Genomic DNA, 19,373 nt, shown 5'->3' on the forward strand with positions numbered 1-19,373 from the left:
TTTTACTCTTTCCATTAACATCAAAAACCAATCAATATGAGCGAAAATCATCACGAAAGCTACGAAAATATGACCGAAAAGCAGAAAAACCGCACCATCTGGAGTGTTATCACTGCTTCATCCCTCGGAACATTGATAGAATGGTATGACTTCTACATCTTCGGAAGTTTGGCCATTGTTTTAGCGACCAAGTTTTTCCCTGCAGATAATCCGACAGCGGCATTTTTATCTACGCTAGCCACTTTTGCAGCTGGATTTGTGGTAAGGCCCTTTGGAGCTTTATTCTTCGGAAGACTGGGTGACATTATCGGAAGAAAATACACTTTCCTTGTCACTCTGCTCATTATGGGATTTTCCACTTTTCTTATCGGATGTATCCCAAGTTATGAAACCATCGGGTTCCTGGCTCCGGTTTTGGTTTTAATCCTTAGATTATTACAAGGTCTTGCTCTTGGGGGCGAATATGGAGGGGCAGCAACTTATGTAGCGGAATATGCACAACCTCATCGAAGAGGCTACTGGACTTCATGGATTCAAACCACAGCCACAGCAGGACTTTTCATTTCACTGATTGTTATTTTAATTACAAAAAATACACTTTCTCCCGAAGAATTCGATGGCTGGGGATGGAGGGTTCCTTTCTGGATCTCAATCTTAATGGTGGGAGTTTCTTATATTATCAGAAAAAATATGAAGGAATCTCCGCTTTTTGCCAAGGCAAAAAGTGAAGGAAAAACTTCTAAAAATCCTTTAAAAGAGAGTTTTGGTAATAAATTCAACTTTAAATTCGTATTGCTTGCTCTTTTTGGAGCAGCAATGGGACAAGGGGTAATCTGGTATACAGGACAATTCTACGCTATGAGCTTCATGCAGAAAGTAATGAATATTGATTCTACTCAGGTAGATTATTTAATGGCAACTGCTTTATTTTTAGGAACTCCTTTCTTCGTATTTTTTGGTTGGTTATCTGATAAAATCGGAAGAAAAGCTGTAATGATGACCGGAATGCTGGTGGCAATTTTAGCGTACAGACCTATTTATGACAGCATGTTCAAAAGTGTCAGTCTTGAAAATAAAACGGTAGCCACTAGTGGAATTACCGAAAAAAGAACCGCTAAAATCCACAAAGATATTGCTACAGACAGCCTTGTAACCTTCCATAAAGAAACACTTTATACCGATGGAACTTTAATTAAAAAAGACAGTATCGTTCACTGGTCACCAAGTGGTCCTGTTATAAAAGACGGAAAAGCTGAAGAACCTAAGATTTCACAATCTGTAACGGTGAGTGACAACACAAAATGGTATCTGGTTTTCTTAGTATTCATCCAGGTGATCTTTGTAACTATGGTTTATGGGCCTATTGCAGCGTTCCTTGTTGAAATGTTCCCGGTGAGAATCCGTTACACTTCGATGTCTTTGCCTTATCATATTGGAAATGGTGTATTTGGAGGACTTCTTCCGGCCGTAGCTACTTATCTGGTAACTACAGGAAAAGAAGCGGGACATGCCACATGGTATCTTGAGGGATTATGGTATCCGATCGGAGTGGCTACAGTCTGCTTGATTATCGGATTAATTTATCTTAAAAATAAGAACAATAATCTTCACGATTAATCACTGAATCACTCAAATTTTTATTAATTTTAAAACTACTAAAATGAACGCACTAAAAAAAATATTAGGCATACTCTGGATCGCAATAGCTGTGGTCGTAGGATATTTTGCAATTACAGTAATGGGAATTCCAAAAATAACTTCCGGAAAACAGGAAGACCTGGTTTTCGGGATCATCATCCTGTTTGTACTGATGCCGATTGTTTCAGGTGGAATGGCTGTTTTTGGCTATTATGCTTTAACAGGAGAATATTCTGACGAAAAAATATAATTAAACAGATAATGATAATTGATGAATGCTCATATTCATCAATTATCTTTTATCCATCATCATTTATGAAAAAAAGACACGAACAAAAACTGGTTATCCTGAGCATCGGACTGATGATTGCTTTCAGTATTCCTATTTCACTGCTTTTCAATAATGAGCGGGAGGTTTTAGGATATCCTATGATTCTGATTTACCTGTTTGTTGTCTGGATGATCTCCATTGTAATTTCCTTTGTAATTGTAAAAAAGCACAATGAGTAGCTTCGCATTATTTTCTGTGGTTATGTTTTATCTGGCTCTCCTGTTCTTAGTTGCCCATCTGGCAGAGAAGAAAAGAAGCAAGTTCTGGATCAACAATCCTTACATTTATGCATTGTCATTGGCTGTGTATTGTACAGCATGGACGTATTACGGGAGCATCGGAGTGGCCGCTACAAGCGGATTAAACTATTTACCGATTTATATTGGCCCTGCAATGATTATTCCTGCCTGGATTTATATTAACACAAGAATTGTAAGAATTGCCAGGGTTAATAAAATAAGCAGCCTCGCAGATTTCATCTCGTTACGATATGGAAACAGCAGAAGTCTGAGTGCGATTATCACGATTGTCTGTCTTCTAGCGATTGTTCCTTATATAGGATTACAGATCAAAGCCATATCAGAAACCTTCCATCTGGTAACAGAAACTCCGATGTCGAAGAATATACTGACCGACAATGCCACATTTGTGGTGATTTTAATCGCTTTATTTTCTTCCTATTACGGAACAAGATATGTAGACGCTTCGGAAAAACGACTGGGAATTATCTCCGCTATTGCACTGGAAAGCTTTCTAAAACTATTCTTCATCATTATTCTTGGTCTTTTTGTGATCTACTATGTTTTTGACGGATTTACAGACATCTACCAAAAAGCTAGTCGTTTTGAAGATTTTAAAGAAAAAAATACTTTCAACGGCATTGAGGGTGCCATGAACTGGATGGTTTTATGCATGATCTCAGCAACAGCTATCTGTATATTACCACGACAGTTTCATACCGCGATCGTTGAAAACAGGCAGGAAAAGCACATCAGAACAGCAATATGGTTTTTTCCGCTTTATTTATTAATCTTCACCATATTTATTTTCCCGATTGCATGGGGCGGAAGGCTGATCTTTGATGGCGAGAAAGTAAATCCTGAGTTCTACTCTATTTTAATTCCACAGCATTTTGGTAATACATTAATCACCGTTCTGGTTTTCCTTGGCGGATTGAGTTCATGTATTTCCATGATTATCATCTCTGCTATTACTTTATCCATCATGCTTTCCAACAACCTCATCATTCCTTACGGTTTACTTGGAAAACTGAAATCTGAAAATGAGGAACAAAATACAAGAAGCATTACCAACATCAGAAAATTCAGCATTTTTGCACTGATTATCATGGCCTTTGTGTTCTACAAATATTTTATTTTAAAAACATCGCTGGATTCTGTGGGATTGATCTCTTTTGTAGTGATTGCACAGCTCGCTCCGGCATTTTTTGGAGCTATATTCTGGAGAAGAGGAAGTTATAAAGGTGCTGTTATTGGGCTTGCTGCCGGGTTGGCGATCTGCTATTTCGGATTAATCATTCCACAGTATTATTTTTCGTACAACCAAGAACTCAAAGGGGTTTTAAGGGATATGTATAATTCTTTCAACTTCTTTACCATTCCTTATCTGGCCAGGATTCCTCAGATTTTTTTCTGGTCAATTCTTGTGAATACTGGCTTGTTTACGATTGTTTCAGTGAGCACCAAAGGAAATTACCGTGAAAGAAACTTTGCTGAATTATATGTAGACATCGATAAATACATTCAAAATCACGAAAATGCATTCATCTGGAGAGGAACGGCCTATATTTCCGATATTCAGAATATCCTGGAAAGATTTTTAGGTAAAAATAAGACCGAACAGGCGTTGAGAATATTCAATTTAAAATATAATATTGATTCTAAAACAGAGACTGCTGATTCAAGATTCATTAAATTTTCGGAAAACCTTCTGGCAGGAAGAATCGGGACAGCTTCAGCTAAAATTCTGATTGAGGGAGTCACCAAAGAAGATAAAATATCACTGAAAGAAGTTTTGAATATCCTTGAAGAATCCAAAGAAAACATCAGTTTAAACAAAAAACTTACGGAGCAGTCTGAAGAATTACAGAAGCTTTCTGATGACCTTAGAAATGCCAATGAAAATCTGATTGTTAAAGACCGCCAAAAAGATGACTTTCTGGATTCTGTCGCCCATGAACTGAGAACTCCAATTACTGCGATACGTTCAGCAGGAGAAATCTTAGCTGACGATGATGATATTCCTTTTGAAATAAAGCAAGAGTTTTTAAATAATATCATCACAGAATCTGACCGGTTAAGTGAGATCATCAACGATATTCTTTATCTTGATAAACTTCAGCATGGTGAAATCTCGTTAAACATTCAACAAAACAACATTCTTGAAACCTATAAAAAAGCATTAAGCCCCCTATTGCACCTGATACAGCAGAAAAACATTCATTTAAGTGAGGTTAATCTCCTGAACCGGGTTATATTTGAATATGATGAAGCCAGAATGATTCAACTGCTTCAGAATATATGGGGAAATGCCCTAAAATTCACAGATGAACAGGGAACGATACAAACTAAATTATTTGAAAGAGAAAATCAGTTGATGATTACTATTTTCAATACAGGAAAGCACATTCCGGAAGAGGATCTGGAAATGATTTTTGACAAGTTTTATCAGTCTAAAAATCAGAACATTTTAAAACCTACAGGAAGCGGACTTGGCCTGGCTATTTCCAAGAAAATAATACAGGCCCACAACGGAAGTATAAAAGCTGAAAACAGCGGTCTTGGAGTAACTTTTACCATCAGTCTTCCTGACAGAATAATAAACGAGATTAAAAATGAAGTTGAACACCTTTAAAAAGCCTTTATGAAAAAGATAATCATTGCAGATGACGAACACAAAATATTAATGTCCCTGGAATACAGTTTTAAAAAGAACGGTTACGATGTTTACATTGCCCGTGACGGAACCGAGGTTCTGGAGTTTTTAAAAACAATGGTTCCGGATGTAATCCTGCTCGACATTATGATGCCGAATCTTGACGGCTACAGTACCTTAGACCTTATCAAACAGGATGCAAAACTAAAGGACACAAAAGTGATCTTTCTCAGCGCCAAAAACAATCCGAGAGATATTGAAAAAGGCCTTGAAATGGGAGCGGATGCTTACGTTACAAAACCCTATTCTATTAAGAAACTGATACAGCAGATTGAAGAGCTGTTTTAGAGAAAAAACACCAAACAGAAGACTATTAATATGAATACAGATACTCTATTTAAACAAAGCATAGAAGACAAAGAAAAATTCTGGAAAGAACAGGCTGAAGCTATACAATGGTTTGATTTTCCACAACAGATCCTTTCAAATGATTCCAATGGCTATCCTCAGTGGTTTGCTGACGGGAAACTTAATATATGCCATTTATGTATTGACAAACATATTGAAGATGGTTTCGGAGATCAGAATGCTGTTGTTTATGATTCACCGGTAACAGGGCAGAAAAAAACATACACCTTCAATCAGGCTAAAGAAGAAATATCAAAATTTGCAGGCGGACTGGCTTCTTTAGGATTAAAAAAAGGAGATACAGCAGTTATTTACATGCCAATGATCCCACAAACTCTTTTTGCCATGCTTGCCTGTGCAAGAATTGGAGTTATTCATAATGTAGTTTTCGGAGGATTTGCCCCACATGAACTGGTGGTAAGAATTGATGACTGCAAACCTAAAGTTTTAATCACAGCCACAGCAGGAATAGAGATTGCTAAAAGAATCCCCTATCTTCCATTAGTAGAAAAAGCAATTGAACTTGCTCAGGATAAAGTCGATAATATTATTGTTTACAACAGAAAATTAGTAGACAACCAACACGAAATGTTTGACGGGCTGATTGATTATGAAGAATTGGTTCAAAAATCAAACCCTGCCGATTGCGTTCCGGTAGAGTCCACTCACCCACTCTATCTTCTTTATACTTCCGGAACGACAGGTAAACCAAAGGGAATTGTTCGCGATACCGGCGGCTATGCTACTGCATTAAAGTTTTCCATGAAGTATGTATATGGTGTTGAACCAGGTGAAACTTATTGGGCAGCCTCTGATTTCGGCTGGGCCGTTGGACATAGCTATTCAGTTTATGGACCGTTACTCAACAGAAATACAACGGTAGTTTTTGAAGGAAAACCTATTATGACACCTGACGCAGGAACTTTCTGGAGAATTATCTCAGAGTATAAAGTTTCCGTGATGTTTACCGCTCCTACAGCCATCAGAGCGATAAAAAAAGAAGATCCCAATGGTGAATTGGTAAAAAAATATGATCTTTCGCACTTCAAAAAACAATTTCTTGCCGGTGAAAGATGTGATGTCGCTACTTTGGACTGGTTTACTGAACACATTGGAGTTCCCGCTATTGATCACTGGTGGCAGACAGAATCCGGGTGGCCGATGCTTGGTTTATTAACCTTTGATGAAAGTTACAATATCAAAAGAGCTTCCGCAGGAAAACCTATTCCCGGATATGACATCAAAATTTTTGATGAAAACGGACTGCAGCTGGATCCTCATCATGAAGGTTATTTAGTCATTAAACTCCCTCTTCCTCCGGGAGCACTTCTGGGCATCTGGAAAGACCATGAACGTTTTGAAAACAGTTATTTATCGCAATACAACGGGTATTATTTTTCTGGTGACGGAGCTATACAGGATGAAGATGGTTATATTTTCATCACAGGAAGAGTGGATGATGTCATCAATGTAGCCGGCCACCGGCTTTCCACCTCAGAAATGGAAGAAATTGTTTCGTCACACCCTGATGTTGCAGAGTGTGCTGTTTTAGGAATTGACGATGATTTAAAAGGCCAGGTTCCTTTTGCAACGGTTGTTTTAAAAAATGGTTCCACCATTACCGAAGAAGAAATTGAAAAGAATATCATTCAAATGGTTCGGGAAAAGATTGGCGCTGTAGCTTTTTTAAAAAATGCCTTAGTTGTCAAAAGATTACCTAAAACACGATCCGGAAAGATCTTAAGAAAGCTCATCAGAACCTTGCTTGATGGAAAAGATTTCCAGATTCCATCAACCATTGATGATGAAAAAATCATTGAAGAAATTCAGGAAAAGATCAGAGAATACAGAGCTTAAACGAAAAATTAAACATATATTTAAAATACGATTCAAATTTCAAAAAACGAAAGGGATATGAGAAATTACTTAATAGAAGATTTACCACAATACTTTGAAGATTACAAAAAATCCATCAAGAATCCGAAGAAATTCTGGGACAAAGTAGCCGATCAGAACTTTGTATGGTATCAGAGATGGAGCAAGGTTGTTAAGTACGATATGAATGAAGCCAAAATCGAATGGTTCAAAAACGCCAAGCTCAATATCACCAAAAACTGTCTGGACAGACATTTAGCCATAAGAGGAGACAAAACCGCAATCATCTGGGAACCCAATGATCCAAAAGAGGAAGCTCAGCACATCTCCTACAACGAATTATACACCCGTGTCAATAAAACAGCTAATGTTTTAAAGGATATGGGCATTGAAAAAGGAGACAGAGTCTGTATCTATCTTCCTATGATCCCAGAATTGGCAATTACCATGCTGGCATGTGCTAAACTGGGCGCCGTTCATTCCGTTATATTTGCCGGATTTTCTGCTTCTGCCGTATCTTCAAGAGTGAATGACTGTGAAGCTAAAATGGTGATCACTTCAGATGGAAGCTACAGAGGAAATAAAGTGCTGGATCTGAAAAGCATTGTTGATGAAGCAGTAGAAAAAACACCAACGGTTGAAAACATTCTTGTAGTTAAAAGGACCCACAATGAAATCAAAATGAAAGAAGGAAGAGATCACTGGTTGTCTGACCTGTATGAAAAAGCTTCTCCTGATTTTGTAACCATTATTATGGATTCTGAAGATCCGCTTTTCATCCTTTACACTTCCGGTTCTACGGGAAAACCAAAAGGAATGCTTCATACCTGTGCCGGATATATGGTGTATACTGCTTACACCTTCAAAAATGTATTTAACTATAAAGAAAATGATATTTACTGGTGTACAGCAGATATTGGCTGGATCACAGGCCACTCTTACATTCTTTACGGACCATTGCTGAATGGAGCTACCACTGTTATTTTTGAAGGAGTTCCAACGTATCCTGAACCGGACCGTTTCTGGGAAGTGATTGAAAAACATAAAATCACGCAGTTCTATACCGCTCCTACCGCCATCCGTTCTTTAGCTAAAGAAAGCACAGAATGGGTAGACAAGCATGACCTGAGTTCTCTGAAAGTCATCGGATCTGTAGGGGAACCTATTAATGATGAAGCATGGCACTGGTTTAATGATCATGTTGGAAAGAAAAAATGCCCGATTGTTGATACCTGGTGGCAAACCGAAACCGGAGGAATTATGATTTCACCTCTTCCTTTCGTTACCCCTACCAAACCTACTTATGCAACTCTTCCTTTACCGGGAATCCAGCCTGTTTTAATGGATGATAAGCGTAATGAAATTACAGGCAATCAGGTAACCGGAAATCTTTGTATCCGTTTTCCATGGCCGGGCATTGCAAGAACCATCTGGGGAGACCATCAAAGATATAAGGAAACCTACTTTACGGCTTTCCCTGGGAAATATTTTACAGGTGACGGAGCTCTGAGAGATGAAGTAGGTTATTACAGAATTACAGGGCGTGTAGACGATGTTATCATCGTTTCAGGTCATAATCTGGGAACCGCTCCTATTGAAGACAGTATCAACCAGCATCCTGCTGTTGCAGAGTCTGCAATTGTAGGCTATCCACATGATATCAAAGGAAACGCATTGTATGGTTATGTTATGCTTAAAGAATCCGGAGAAGGTCGTGATAAGGAAAATCTTAAGAAGGAAATCAATCAGTTGATCGCTGACCAGATAGGGCCTATCGCCAAGCTGGATAAGATACAGTTCGTTTCAGGTCTTCCAAAAACACGTTCCGGAAAGATTATGCGTAGAATCCTTAGAAAAATTGCGGAGGGAGACTTCAGTAATTTTGGTGATATCAGTACTTTATTGAACCCGGAAATTGTAGAGGAAATTAAAAACGAAAGAATTTAATCGGATTTAAAATAGTAAAACAAAGAGATCATTTCTATATGGAGTGATCTCTTTTTATGTATAAGCTTCTCATTATCTTTTTATATAACCTCTCGCTGATTTCGCAAATTACGTAGATAATGATATTATAATAAACTATTTTTTAGAGTCTTGAAGACTCTCCAATCCACTTCGTTCCGTTGAGAATGACAGAATTAAAATATAATTGCGGGTATTAAATCTGCGTGAGCAATAAATTAACTCATATCCGAAAATTAGAGTTAAATAATAGGAAAGTTTTAGATCCTTCTTTTATCAGGGGAATTGATGAAACCTTAATTCCTGTATAGGATTTTAAAAAAAATTATTAAGTTGATAAATTTAAACACCCGTTCAATAGATATTTTCAAATATTTTAACATTACTTTATAGATAAAATATTAATAGATAAATTTTATTGACTTTACATTAAAAAAATAGAAAAATTATTATTAACTTTAATCACAACTTTAAAACCCATTAATTATGTCAAATATATTAGCTGGGCTATTTGAGCACCATAGCGATTACAAGAAGCTTGAGAGTGATCTGGAAAATTCAGGAATTCCTAGTTCTGATTACATCATATACCTTAGCAGTGAAACAACTAACGCCCAATACCTGGCAAGTGTGGCGGTAAAGGATAGCAGCCAGACGGATAATGTCCGGAGTATTTTCACGCAGCATGCAGTGATCAAAACTTATTTATTTGAAAATATGAGTATTGATCAGGCCAATTATGATACAATTAAAAAGTACATAGATGCCAGAAACAGGGCTGAGATTCACAACAGCCCGGACATTAGAATTAAAACCTCAACCGAGGGTATCAATTCAGAAGTGAAATCCTAATCGATATAAAACCTAATAACCAGAAATCCGTAGTACATACTACGGATTTTTTATGTTTGAAAAAAGTAAAATTTTTCGTATTTTCGTCTAAATATAGGCATCTGCACAAATGAGTTACGATTTAGAACAAGAGAATAAAGAGATCCTTGCCAGATATAAGGACCTGATTTCCAACACATACAGAACTTTAGATGAGGAAAATAACAAACTCATCCGGAAAGCATTCGATATTGCATTGGATGCTCATAAAGACCAAAGGAGAAAATCCGGAGAGCCTTACATCTATCACCCTATCGCTGTAGCCAAAATTGTAGCAACAGAAATTGGTTTGGGGGCAACGTCTATTGCCTGTGCATTACTGCATGATGTCATTGAAGATTCTGATTACACTTATGAGGATCTGAAAAAGATCTTTGGAGAGAAAATCGCCAATATCGTGAATGGATTAACCAAAATATCCATCATGAACCATCAGAATATCTCTGTACAGTCAGAAAATTACAGAAAACTGTTGCTGACACTGTCTGAAGATTTCAGGGTTATCCTGATCAAAATCGCAGACCGTCTTCATAATATGAGGACACTGGAAAGCATGGCTCCGGACAAGCAGAAAAAAATCGCCTCAGAAACGGTTTACATTTATGCTCCCATGGCACACCGCCTTGGGTTATACAACATCAAATCTGAGCTGGAAGATCTTTCCTTAAAATACAATAATCCGGAAGTATACAATGAAATCACGGAAAAGTTGGAATTGGCCAAGGAAAGCCGTGAAAGATACATTGAGGAATTTAAAACCGAAGTTTCTGAGAGACTTAAGGAAGAAGGTTTAAATTTCACCATCAAAGGCCGCGCAAAGGCTATTTCTTCCATTTACAGAAAAATGCTGAAGCAGGGAGTTTCTTTTGAAGAAGTTTTTGATAACTATGCGATCAGGATTATCTATAAATCGGATGCTAAAAACGAAAAATTCCTGGCCTGGAAAATTTACTCCATTGTTACGGATGTTTATCACAGTAACCCGTCAAGAATGCGTGACTGGATCACCCAACCCCGTTCCACAGGATATGAAAGTCTTCACCTTACCGTTCTGGGCCCTGATAGAAAATGGATTGAAGTACAGATCCGTTCAGAAAGGATGGACGAAATTGCTGAAAAAGGAGTTGCCGCCCACTATAAATATAAGGAAGGCTATAAACAAAGCTCCGATGACCGTAATTTTGAAAAATGGGTTACGGAAATCCGTGAAGTCCTTGAGCAACAGCAGAACCTTTCTACTTCTGAACTTTTGGATAACATCAAGCTGAATCTTTATTCAAAAGAGGTGTTTGTATTTACTCCAAAAGGTGAAATTAAGATCTTACCAACCAACGCAACTGCTTTAGATTTTGCCTTCTCCGTTCACTCAGACCTGGGAATGAAATGTTTAGGGGCTAAAATCAACGGAAAACTGGTTCCGATTTCTTATGTCCTTCAAAATGGAGATCAGGTAGATATCCTTTCTTCTCAGAACCAGAAACCGAAGTCTGACTGGCTGGAATTTGTAGTAACTTCAAAAGCAAAATCCAAAATTAAAAGTTACCTGAATTCCCAGAAAAACCAACTGGTGGAAGAAGGTAAAGAAACACTGCAGAGAAAACTGCGTCATGCAAAAATCAATTTCAATGATGAGGAGATCAATAAATTACAAAAATTCTTTAATCTAAAATCATCACAGGAACTATTTCTTAAATTTCAGACCAACGAACTGGATGCAAGCAGTTTAAGAAAATATATTGAAAGTAAAAACGTATTCAATAATTTACTTTCCAGATTCAGAAAATCTCCATCCAAAAATGTTCATTTCGAGGAACCGAAAGAGCAAAACCTTGACATGATTATCTTTGGAAAAGATGAGGAAAAACTGAACTACAGCTATGCAAAATGCTGTACGGTAATCCCGGGGGACAAAATTTTCGGATTCATCACCATTTCCGATGGAATCAAAGTACACAGTGACAACTGCCCGAATGCCATTAACCTGAGAGCACAGTATGATTATCGTGTCATCCCTGCCAAATGGGTCAATGCAGAAAGCTTCAAGAACAGAGTGAAGATCGAAATCGAAGGCCTTGACAGGATGGGTATGATCAACGATATTACAACGGTCATCAGCGGAAGTATGGGTATGGATATGAAAAGTATGTCTATTGAATCCAACAACGGAGTTTTCACAGGAAACATCAATCTTGAAGTTAAGAATAAGGGGCAATTGGAGGAGACCTTCAAGAAGCTCAAGAATATTAATGGAGTCTCAAGAGTGAGACGACTACAATCGTAAACATGAATTTATCACTTTATTTTAAAAGATTTTTCAACAACAGTCAAGCCTCAGGAATTATCCTTATTTTCTGCGTGCTTATTTCATTACTTATTGCCAATTCATCTCTTGCTGAAAGTTTTCAGAACTTTTTAGACAAGGAGGTAGGAACTCATCTGTTTCAGCTGGAGTATCCTGTCAGCATCTGGATCAATGACGGTCTGATGGCTGTATTCTTCCTTCTGGTAGGACTGGAAATCAAAAGAGAGCTTGTAGAAGGTGAACTTTCTTCTTTTAAGAATGCTTCACTGCCTATTTTTGCAGCAGTGGGTGGAATGCTTGTTCCGGCGGTTATCTACAGTATTTTCAATTACGGAACGGAATACAGCAATGGCTGGGGAATTCCCATGGCTACAGATATTGCTTTTTCTCTTGCCATTATTTCTATGCTTGGGAAAAAAATCCCAAACTCAATTAAGATATTTTTAGCCGCACTGGCTATCGTAGATGATCTGGGAGCGATTCTTGTGATTGCTATTTTTTATACAGATCAGATTCATTGGACCTATCTTCTACTCTCTTTCGGAGTTACTGCTTTATTGTTTACTTTAAACTTTTTAAAGGTTACCAAAACAATATTTTATATTATTCCGGGACTGTTTTTATGGTATTTCCTTCATCACTCCGGAATTCATGCAACGATTGCAGGTGTTGTACTGGCATTTTCAATTCCTACCAATGCTTCCAATGTTGAAATTTCACCGCTGGAAAAACTGGAGCATCAGCTTCACATTCCTGTAAGCTTTTTAATCATGCCTATTTTCGCTTTGACGAATACCAATATTACTTTTTCAAGTGAAATGGTAGCAGGTGTTACAAGTACATTAGGATTAGGAATTATCTGCGGATTGATTCTTGGAAAACTGATCGGGATCAATCTATTTTCTTTGATTGCTATTAAATTAAGGCTCAGTTCTCTGCCTCAAAACAGCAACTGGACTCAGATGATCGGAGTAGGTTTGCTGGCAGGAATAGGATTTACCATGTCTATCTTTATTGCTTTATTGTCCTTTAAAGGGGAAATTCTCATCCAGGACGAGGCTAAATTTGCTATTCTGATCGCTTCCTTTATTGCGGCCATTTTAGGATTTACTATTTTAAGCATCAACTCTAAAAGAAATATGGAACCGGAAGAAGATTAATTCTTTTTCTGGTTTTCCAGCTTTCTACGATGTTCTTCATCACTTTCAAAATTGGGTTCTGTAACCTGTGCATGATACTGAACCGTTTCTTTCTGAATCTCATCCGAAAGCAGCTTTTCTATTCTGAGTTTTCTGATAGCCATATTCAATTCATTCCCGAAAAGTAAAAGATATACATTTACATTCACCCAAACCATCAAAAGGATCATACTTCCAATAGACCCGTAAAGAACGTTATACCGGGCAATATCTTTTACATAAATAGCAAAAATATAGGTCGTCACCAGAAACAGTATTGTGGTGAGAATCGCTCCGGGAATCGCCTGTCTGAACCTTGTAATTTTCACAGTCCCCAACCAATAGAATAAGGTTAAAAGGATAAAATAAAACAAAGGAAAAGAAACAAAACCAATGATACTGGAAAGGTTATCCACCAGCCATGTTACGTCATAAGCAGGGGTAAAAAGCTTCATTACAACCTCCACATAATAGACTCCGAAAAGTGTTAGAAAAACCATGGTAATGAAACCTATTGTGATAAAGAATGAAAGGATAAACTCTTTTACATCACTGAGTTTTTCTTCTGTATTTTCATTAAACCCATTAATCAGGGAAAAAGTACCATTTGTTGCAAATATGAGCGCCAATACGATTGTCAGGTTACTGATCCCTTTCATATTGGGAATAATATTGGTTTCGATATAGCCTCTCACATCGCCTTCCATATTGGATGGGAACACATTATGCATCAGTACATCAAAAATATAGAACTGTAGCTTGTCATAATGCGGCATATATGGCAGCACGGAAAGCAGGAACAGAATAAAAGGAAATAGACTCATGGTAAAACTCCAGGAAATAGCAGCTGCCTTTCGCCCTATCTTTCCTTTAAAAATCCCGGAGATATAGATCTGAAACATCTGCCAAAGCGATATTCCCAAAACGGGAATATGGATGTCATCAAAAAACTCCTGAACTTTCAGGATAAATCTGGGAACCTTTACACTCATCTATTGCTGCAATTTCGTGATTAGTCAAAAGATTAAATACCAACTCACCCAAATGATGAGTGTTTTTTGAAGATATTTTCTCGATCTCTCTTACAAATATAAACATTTTCCCTCTCCTGTTTCTCAATGTGAATTATATAGAATTGAGACTTATGGACATTCACCACAAAAATCCGGATAATTTCTCTTTTATAGATATGATCCTTTTTACATTAACTGCAGACTATTAAAATAATTAAAATTGTATTCAGCCCCTACACATTAAACTGCCGTAAATGATGATCCATATGTTTATAAACAAAAATACCGATTTCTTCTTTTGTCATCTTTCCAAAGAAATCATGAATAAAATCCGGGTTGGCATAACTATCATAGGAAGCTATTTGTCCTTTCCATTTCTTTTGAAGAGCTTCTGTGTCTCCTGATAATTCCTTTATTGCAAAACTTCCGGCAGGAGAGTTTTTGCCCATCGGCTTATCATCCTTTACCATTCCCTTAAGAACCATTTTCCCAAAGATCTTTCCTAAAAAATCCTGCTTATATCTGTATTGACTGCTTCCCAATACCCAATCATTCCAGTCCGTACAATGCTTTACCATCTGATAGAGGTTCATCTTTCCCCATTGCGCGGTATTCTTTTGAGAAAGTGTATCAATCCTGCCGATGAGCTCTTCTCTTGCGTTATTATCAAATATTGTTTTCATAATAAATCTTTTTGTAAAATTATTACAGTCCAGAAAGATCCTTACTACACAAAAATGACATCCAACAGTGTATTTTGTGCCAAAATTAATGTAACTTTAAGTACTAATAAACTGATATGAAGCACATTTCAATTATACTGTATGAAAATGTAATGTGTACAGCAGTCTCCAACACCATTGCATTGCTTACAAGCGCCAATGAAACAGCACTTAGAAATCATCTGCCTGCTCTTTTTCAAATAGAATTTATTGGGGCTGATCAAAAAGTGGTAAAAACCAATCTTCCCATACAGCTTCAATGTTCAAAAACTATAACTGATGAATTTAAGACAGATGTAGTCATTATTCCGCCTAATAATATCTCTTCTTCAGAACAGGCGGATGCATTATTAGCTGAAAATCTTCAGCTTCTTACATGGATAAAAGAAAAATATAACCAGAAAGCTGAAATAATCAGTTTGTGCACAGGCGCTTATTTTTTAGCTGAATGTGGACTGCTAAATGGTATGCCTGCCACTTCACACTGGGGCGCTTTGGAAGACCTGCAAAAAAAATATCCTTTAATCGACTTTAAGCCGGATCATGTAGTTACTCATTCTAAGGCGATCATCACAGGTGGCGGCGGATTTTCATCTTTAAATGCCCTGCTTTATTTTATAGAAAAGAACTCCACTAAGGAAATTGCAGTGGAACTCAGCAAATATTATGCATTAGACTATGGTCGTACTTCACAGAATATTTTCAGTATTTTTTCCGGACAGCGCCTCCACGATGATCATGAAATCCATCAAGCTCAAAATTATATTGAAAAAGGATTTAAAACTGACATTTCCGTAGAGCAAATTGCCAGCCGTGTCAATATGAGCAAACGAAATTTTATCCGAAGGTTTAAAAATGCAACCACTTTGAATCCTATAGAATATATTCAGCGAGTAAAAGTAGAAGCCGCCAAAAAAGCATTGGAAACCGGAGAATCCAATATTGCCGATATTACTTACAGCATTGGCTACAATGACCTGAAAACATTCAGAACTTTATTCAAACGAATCACTGGTCTTACTCCTATTGATTACAAAAACAAGTATAAGGGCAATTTAATTGATTAAAATGAAAAAGAATGGCGTCATTATCATCTTCCAACAGCCAATCTGAAATATTTATTCTTAAATTTCAACCGTTAAAAAATCACTATCTTTGCCGACTGAAAATTTTATCAATGCGAATCAGCTTACTTTGTATCGGAAAGACAGACGACAAGGAAATTACCTCTCTGATCACTTACTATCTTAACCGTCTTCCCAAGCACTGGAATTTTGAAATTACAGAGATTCCTGATGTTAAAAATGCCAAAAACTTATCTCCGGATCTTCTTAAAAAAGAAGAAGCTAAACTATTTCTGAATCATATTGATAAAAATGACCTAGTTGTGATTCTTGATGAAAAAGGAAAACAGTTTACCAGCCGTGAGTTTTCCCAGAAAATTGACAACTGGATGAATTCTTCTGTAAAAAAGGTGCATATCCTGATTGGTGGTGCTTACGGCTTTTCAGAGGATATTTACAGCAGGGCAAATGAAAAAATGTCATTATCAAAAATGACCTTTACCCATCAGATGATCCGTCTATTCATTGTTGAACAGCTTTATCGCGCAGATCAGATCCTTCAGGGGAAACCCTATCATAATGACTAAAAAAAGCCCTATCAATAATAAGGCTATATTTTTAATCCGATCTGTCTGTTAGCTTCTCCTACGACAAAAGCAACAGAATTGGCTATATTAAAACTTCGAATGAGTTTTGACATTGGAATGGTTAAATGGTGCTCAAACTGATCTAAGACTTCTTTACTCAGTCCTACACTCTCCTTTCCGAAAACCAACCAATCCCCATCCTGGAAAGTATTATCCAAATATGACTTTTCTGCATGGGAACTCATTAAGAATACCCGTGACGGATCTGGGATACTTTTTACCCATTCCTCTACATTAGCATATTCAGAGACATCAAGATGTACCCAATAATCAAGGCCGGATCGCTTCAGGTTTTTATCATTAATTACAAATCCGAAGGGATGAACCAAGTGCAGTCTGCAGCCTGTTCCCACACACAAACGACCAATATTTCCCGTATTATTAGGTATTTCAGGTTCTACAAGAACAATATTTAACATGTATTATCTTTTATATGAATAAAAAACTGCCAAAGCTAAGCGTTTGCTATATTCAGCTGTTCTTTATGTATGATTAAAATGATGATTTTCTACAACCTGTATATTCAAGTTGTCTTTTAGTCGCAGAAAAAAGTATAGCTTTTGGTGATATTATTTTCTATCACATTTAGTATAATAATCGGCTAATATTGCTTTTTCATACCCATATTTTACAGCTTTATCCAGGTTTTCACAAGCTTCTTTAGGCTTGGCTGTATTAAACAGGATCAATGCTTTTGTTACATATGACTGAGCAAACTTAGGATCAATGGCAAGGGCTTTATTGACGTCTGCAAGAGCATCCTTATTTTTTCTCATTTTTAAATAAACATCTGCCCGTCCGTTATACAGCAATGATTCTGGCTTTTCAGCAATGAGTTGATTATAGTCTTTCAGCGCATCCTCCAGCTCACCATTATTTTTTTTCAGATTGGCCAACCCTGTTTTAGCAAAAATATTATCCGGTGCAAAGTTCAGGATCTGATTAAGGTCCTTCTTGGCCAGATCTTTTTTTTCCTGACTTTCATAAATCTTGGAACGTGTAAGATAGAGATCAGTACTTTTATCATCTACTTTGAGCCCCTTTTCAATATAATCCAATGCTCTTCTTTTATCTCCTTTCTGGCTGTATAGAGAAGCAAGGTTCTCATAGACAGATACTGACATCGGGTTGGTCTTTAAGGCATTATCATACGATTTAAAAGCAGACTCTGTTTTACCCAGTCTTCTTTGTGCTGTTCCCAGATTATTATAATATTCGGATTGAATTTTTCGGATCTGTTCTTTATCTGCCAGTTTGGAATACTGTTCTTCAGCACATTTATAATCTGCTTTTTTAAAACATTCTTCGGCCATTTTTTTATCCTGGGCAAAGACATGGAATGAAAAGCTAACGAAAACTAAAAGTAATAAAGATTTTTTCATGAGGATATATTTTGTTTGTTGATTACTTTCCTGGCAAGTGCACCAAATATCACTCCCAATAAAGATCCAACAAACGCTCCCACCAAAATATCAATTGGAAAATGCACTCCTAAATATATTCGGCTGTAAGAAACCACTATAGCCCATACAAATATAGCATAAGGAAACCATTTAAGTTTATTTTTAAGCAAAATACTTAAAAAAGCGGCTAAAAAGAAGGTATTCGACGCATGGGCAGAATAAAATCCAAACTGTCCGCCACATTTCACAATTCTCATGTAGTGCTCCAGAGTGGGATCATGGCATGGTCTTAATCTTGCCACTCCATATTTGAATACGCTGGCAAGCTGATCAGAAACTGTTGCTCCCAATGCTAAGAATATAAGAATAAAAACTAAAGATTTTAGCTTATAATTTTTGTACAAAAAATAAAGGAATATAATATAAAGGGGTACCCAGATCCAGGTACTGGATATCAGCATCCAAAACTGATCAAAAGCCGGATCGCCTAAATTGTTAAGGTATAGAAACACCTGCTTATCTTCCTGAATGATTTCTTCCATACGTTATCTGCTTACTGGCCCTTCGTAGGTTTCATCATCGGCTGGCTTTGGTTTTGGAGGCTCCTGAGTGGCAGAGGTAGGCTCTGTAAGAATGTCTTTCTCGATATCCTTCATCGGGTTGAAGTCTTTAGCTGCATCTTTCACCTTCTCAATTTCACGTTTGATCTCAGAAACAGGATTATCCGTTTCCTTCATGATCTCGGTTTTAATATCTTCCACAGCGCCACGCATTTTTCTAACGCCTGCACCTAGGTCACGCGCGATCTGAGGCAGCTTATCAGGTCCGAATAATACAACGATTGCAATGGCAATCAATGCCATTTCTCCAATGCTTAATTCCATGCTGTAAAATTACGAAAGATTATACATTTATTGATGATAAACTAAAAATTTAAACAAATTTTAAGATTTTGACTGCGAGGCTGGTTTTAAGTCCTAGGTTTATGGTTTAATATTTAAGGTTTATAGTTGTACCTCTGGTATCCTGATTTACTTTCTC

At 37.1% G+C, this 19,373-nt stretch carries 18 protein-coding genes; 12 read left to right on the top strand and 6 right to left on the bottom strand.

Annotated elements, in window-relative coordinates; translation table 11 throughout:
• Nucleotides 1-36 precede the first annotated feature (36 nt).
• The 10 genes from WH267_RS08470 to nhaA all read left to right on the top strand — a co-directional run bounded on the left by WH267_RS08470 (nt 37) and on the right by nhaA (nt 13,465).
• Entirely contained in the window at nt 37-1,617 is a 1,581-nt protein-coding gene (locus WH267_RS08470) for an MFS transporter (RefSeq protein WP_340007340.1), read from the top strand.
• A gap of 43 nt (nt 1,618-1,660) precedes the next feature.
• Nucleotides 1,661-1,888, top strand: coding sequence for a DUF6814 family protein (locus tag WH267_RS08475; protein ID WP_340007342.1), 228 nt, complete (start codon nt 1,661-1,663; stop codon nt 1,886-1,888).
• A gap of 65 nt (nt 1,889-1,953) precedes the next feature.
• Nucleotides 1,954-2,148: a hypothetical protein gene (locus WH267_RS08480; RefSeq protein WP_340007344.1), complete on the top strand. Its 195-nt coding sequence runs from the start codon at nt 1,954-1,956 to the stop codon at nt 2,146-2,148.
• Nucleotides 2,141-4,843, top strand: a complete 2,703-nt coding sequence (locus WH267_RS08485; RefSeq protein ID WP_340007346.1) for an ATP-binding protein — start codon at nt 2,141-2,143, stop codon at nt 4,841-4,843. The genes WH267_RS08480 and WH267_RS08485 overlap by 8 nt, the downstream gene beginning before the upstream one ends.
• A 9-nt stretch (nt 4,844-4,852) precedes the next feature.
• Nucleotides 4,853-5,212 (top strand): response regulator transcription factor, encoded by a 360-nt coding sequence (locus WH267_RS08490; RefSeq protein ID WP_340007348.1) that lies wholly within the window; start codon nt 4,853-4,855, stop codon nt 5,210-5,212.
• 30 nt (nt 5,213-5,242) lie between these two features.
• Nucleotides 5,243-7,129, top strand: coding sequence for an AMP-binding protein (locus tag WH267_RS08495; RefSeq protein WP_340007350.1), 1,887 nt, complete (start codon nt 5,243-5,245; stop codon nt 7,127-7,129).
• 57 nt (nt 7,130-7,186) lie between these two features.
• A complete protein-coding gene (acs, locus tag WH267_RS08500) occupies nt 7,187-9,094 on the top strand; it encodes an acetate--CoA ligase (protein ID WP_340007352.1) in 1,908 nt (635 codons plus the stop codon).
• A 504-nt stretch (nt 9,095-9,598) separates the two neighbouring features.
• A complete protein-coding gene (locus WH267_RS08505) occupies nt 9,599-9,964 on the top strand; it encodes a hypothetical protein (protein WP_115972305.1) in 366 nt (121 codons plus the stop codon).
• A gap of 109 nt (nt 9,965-10,073) precedes the next feature.
• Complete coding sequence (locus tag WH267_RS08510) at nt 10,074-12,284, top strand: RelA/SpoT family protein (RefSeq protein WP_115972306.1); 2,211 nt, start codon at nt 10,074-10,076, stop codon at nt 12,282-12,284.
• Nucleotides 12,285-12,286: 2 nt separating this feature from the next.
• Nucleotides 12,287-13,465 (top strand): Na+/H+ antiporter NhaA, encoded by a 1,179-nt coding sequence (gene nhaA / locus WH267_RS08515; RefSeq protein WP_340007355.1) that lies wholly within the window; start codon nt 12,287-12,289, stop codon nt 13,463-13,465.
• Here nhaA and WH267_RS08520 read toward each other — a convergent pair.
• A complete protein-coding gene (locus tag WH267_RS08520) occupies nt 13,462-14,475 on the bottom strand; it encodes a YihY/virulence factor BrkB family protein (RefSeq protein WP_340007357.1) in 1,014 nt (337 codons plus the stop codon). The two genes, nhaA and WH267_RS08520, sit on opposite strands and share 4 nt — an antisense overlap.
• A gap of 254 nt (nt 14,476-14,729) precedes the next feature.
• Nucleotides 14,730-15,179: a DUF1569 domain-containing protein gene (locus WH267_RS08525; RefSeq protein ID WP_123319664.1), complete on the bottom strand. Its 450-nt coding sequence runs from the start codon at nt 15,177-15,179 to the stop codon at nt 14,730-14,732.
• 116 nt (nt 15,180-15,295) lie between these two features.
• On the opposite strand from WH267_RS08525, the gene WH267_RS08530 reads away from it, so the two are divergent.
• Together WH267_RS08530 and WH267_RS08535 are read left to right on the top strand one after the other, a co-directional pair.
• Complete coding sequence (locus tag WH267_RS08530; RefSeq protein ID WP_340007360.1) at nt 15,296-16,285, top strand: GlxA family transcriptional regulator; 990 nt, start codon at nt 15,296-15,298, stop codon at nt 16,283-16,285.
• A 110-nt stretch (nt 16,286-16,395) separates the two neighbouring features.
• Entirely contained in the window at nt 16,396-16,869 is a 474-nt protein-coding gene (locus WH267_RS08535; RefSeq protein ID WP_123319666.1) for a 23S rRNA (pseudouridine(1915)-N(3))-methyltransferase RlmH, read from the top strand.
• A 23-nt stretch (nt 16,870-16,892) separates the two neighbouring features.
• Here WH267_RS08535 and WH267_RS08540 read toward each other — a convergent pair whose 3' ends face one another.
• The 4 genes from WH267_RS08540 to WH267_RS08555 form a co-directional block, all read right to left on the bottom strand.
• Nucleotides 16,893-17,348, bottom strand: coding sequence for a tRNA (cytidine(34)-2'-O)-methyltransferase (locus tag WH267_RS08540; protein WP_123319667.1), 456 nt, complete (start codon nt 17,346-17,348; stop codon nt 16,893-16,895).
• A gap of 150 nt (nt 17,349-17,498) precedes the next feature.
• Nucleotides 17,499-18,311 (bottom strand): tetratricopeptide repeat protein, encoded by an 813-nt coding sequence (locus tag WH267_RS08545; RefSeq protein ID WP_340007364.1) that lies wholly within the window; start codon nt 18,309-18,311, stop codon nt 17,499-17,501.
• Nucleotides 18,308-18,874: a phosphatase PAP2 family protein gene (locus WH267_RS08550; protein WP_115972312.1), complete on the bottom strand. Its 567-nt coding sequence runs from the start codon at nt 18,872-18,874 to the stop codon at nt 18,308-18,310. Before WH267_RS08550 ends, WH267_RS08545 begins: the two co-directional genes overlap by 4 nt.
• Before the next feature lie 3 nt (nt 18,875-18,877).
• Nucleotides 18,878-19,216, bottom strand: coding sequence for a Sec-independent protein translocase subunit TatA/TatB (locus WH267_RS08555; RefSeq protein ID WP_115972313.1), 339 nt, complete (start codon nt 19,214-19,216; stop codon nt 18,878-18,880).
• Between the last annotated feature and the right edge of the window lie 157 nt (nt 19,217-19,373).

It is taken from the genome of Chryseobacterium sp. MYb328, from assembly GCF_037572595.1.
Taxonomy (GTDB): Bacteria; Bacteroidota; Bacteroidia; order Flavobacteriales; family Weeksellaceae; genus Chryseobacterium; species Chryseobacterium pennae.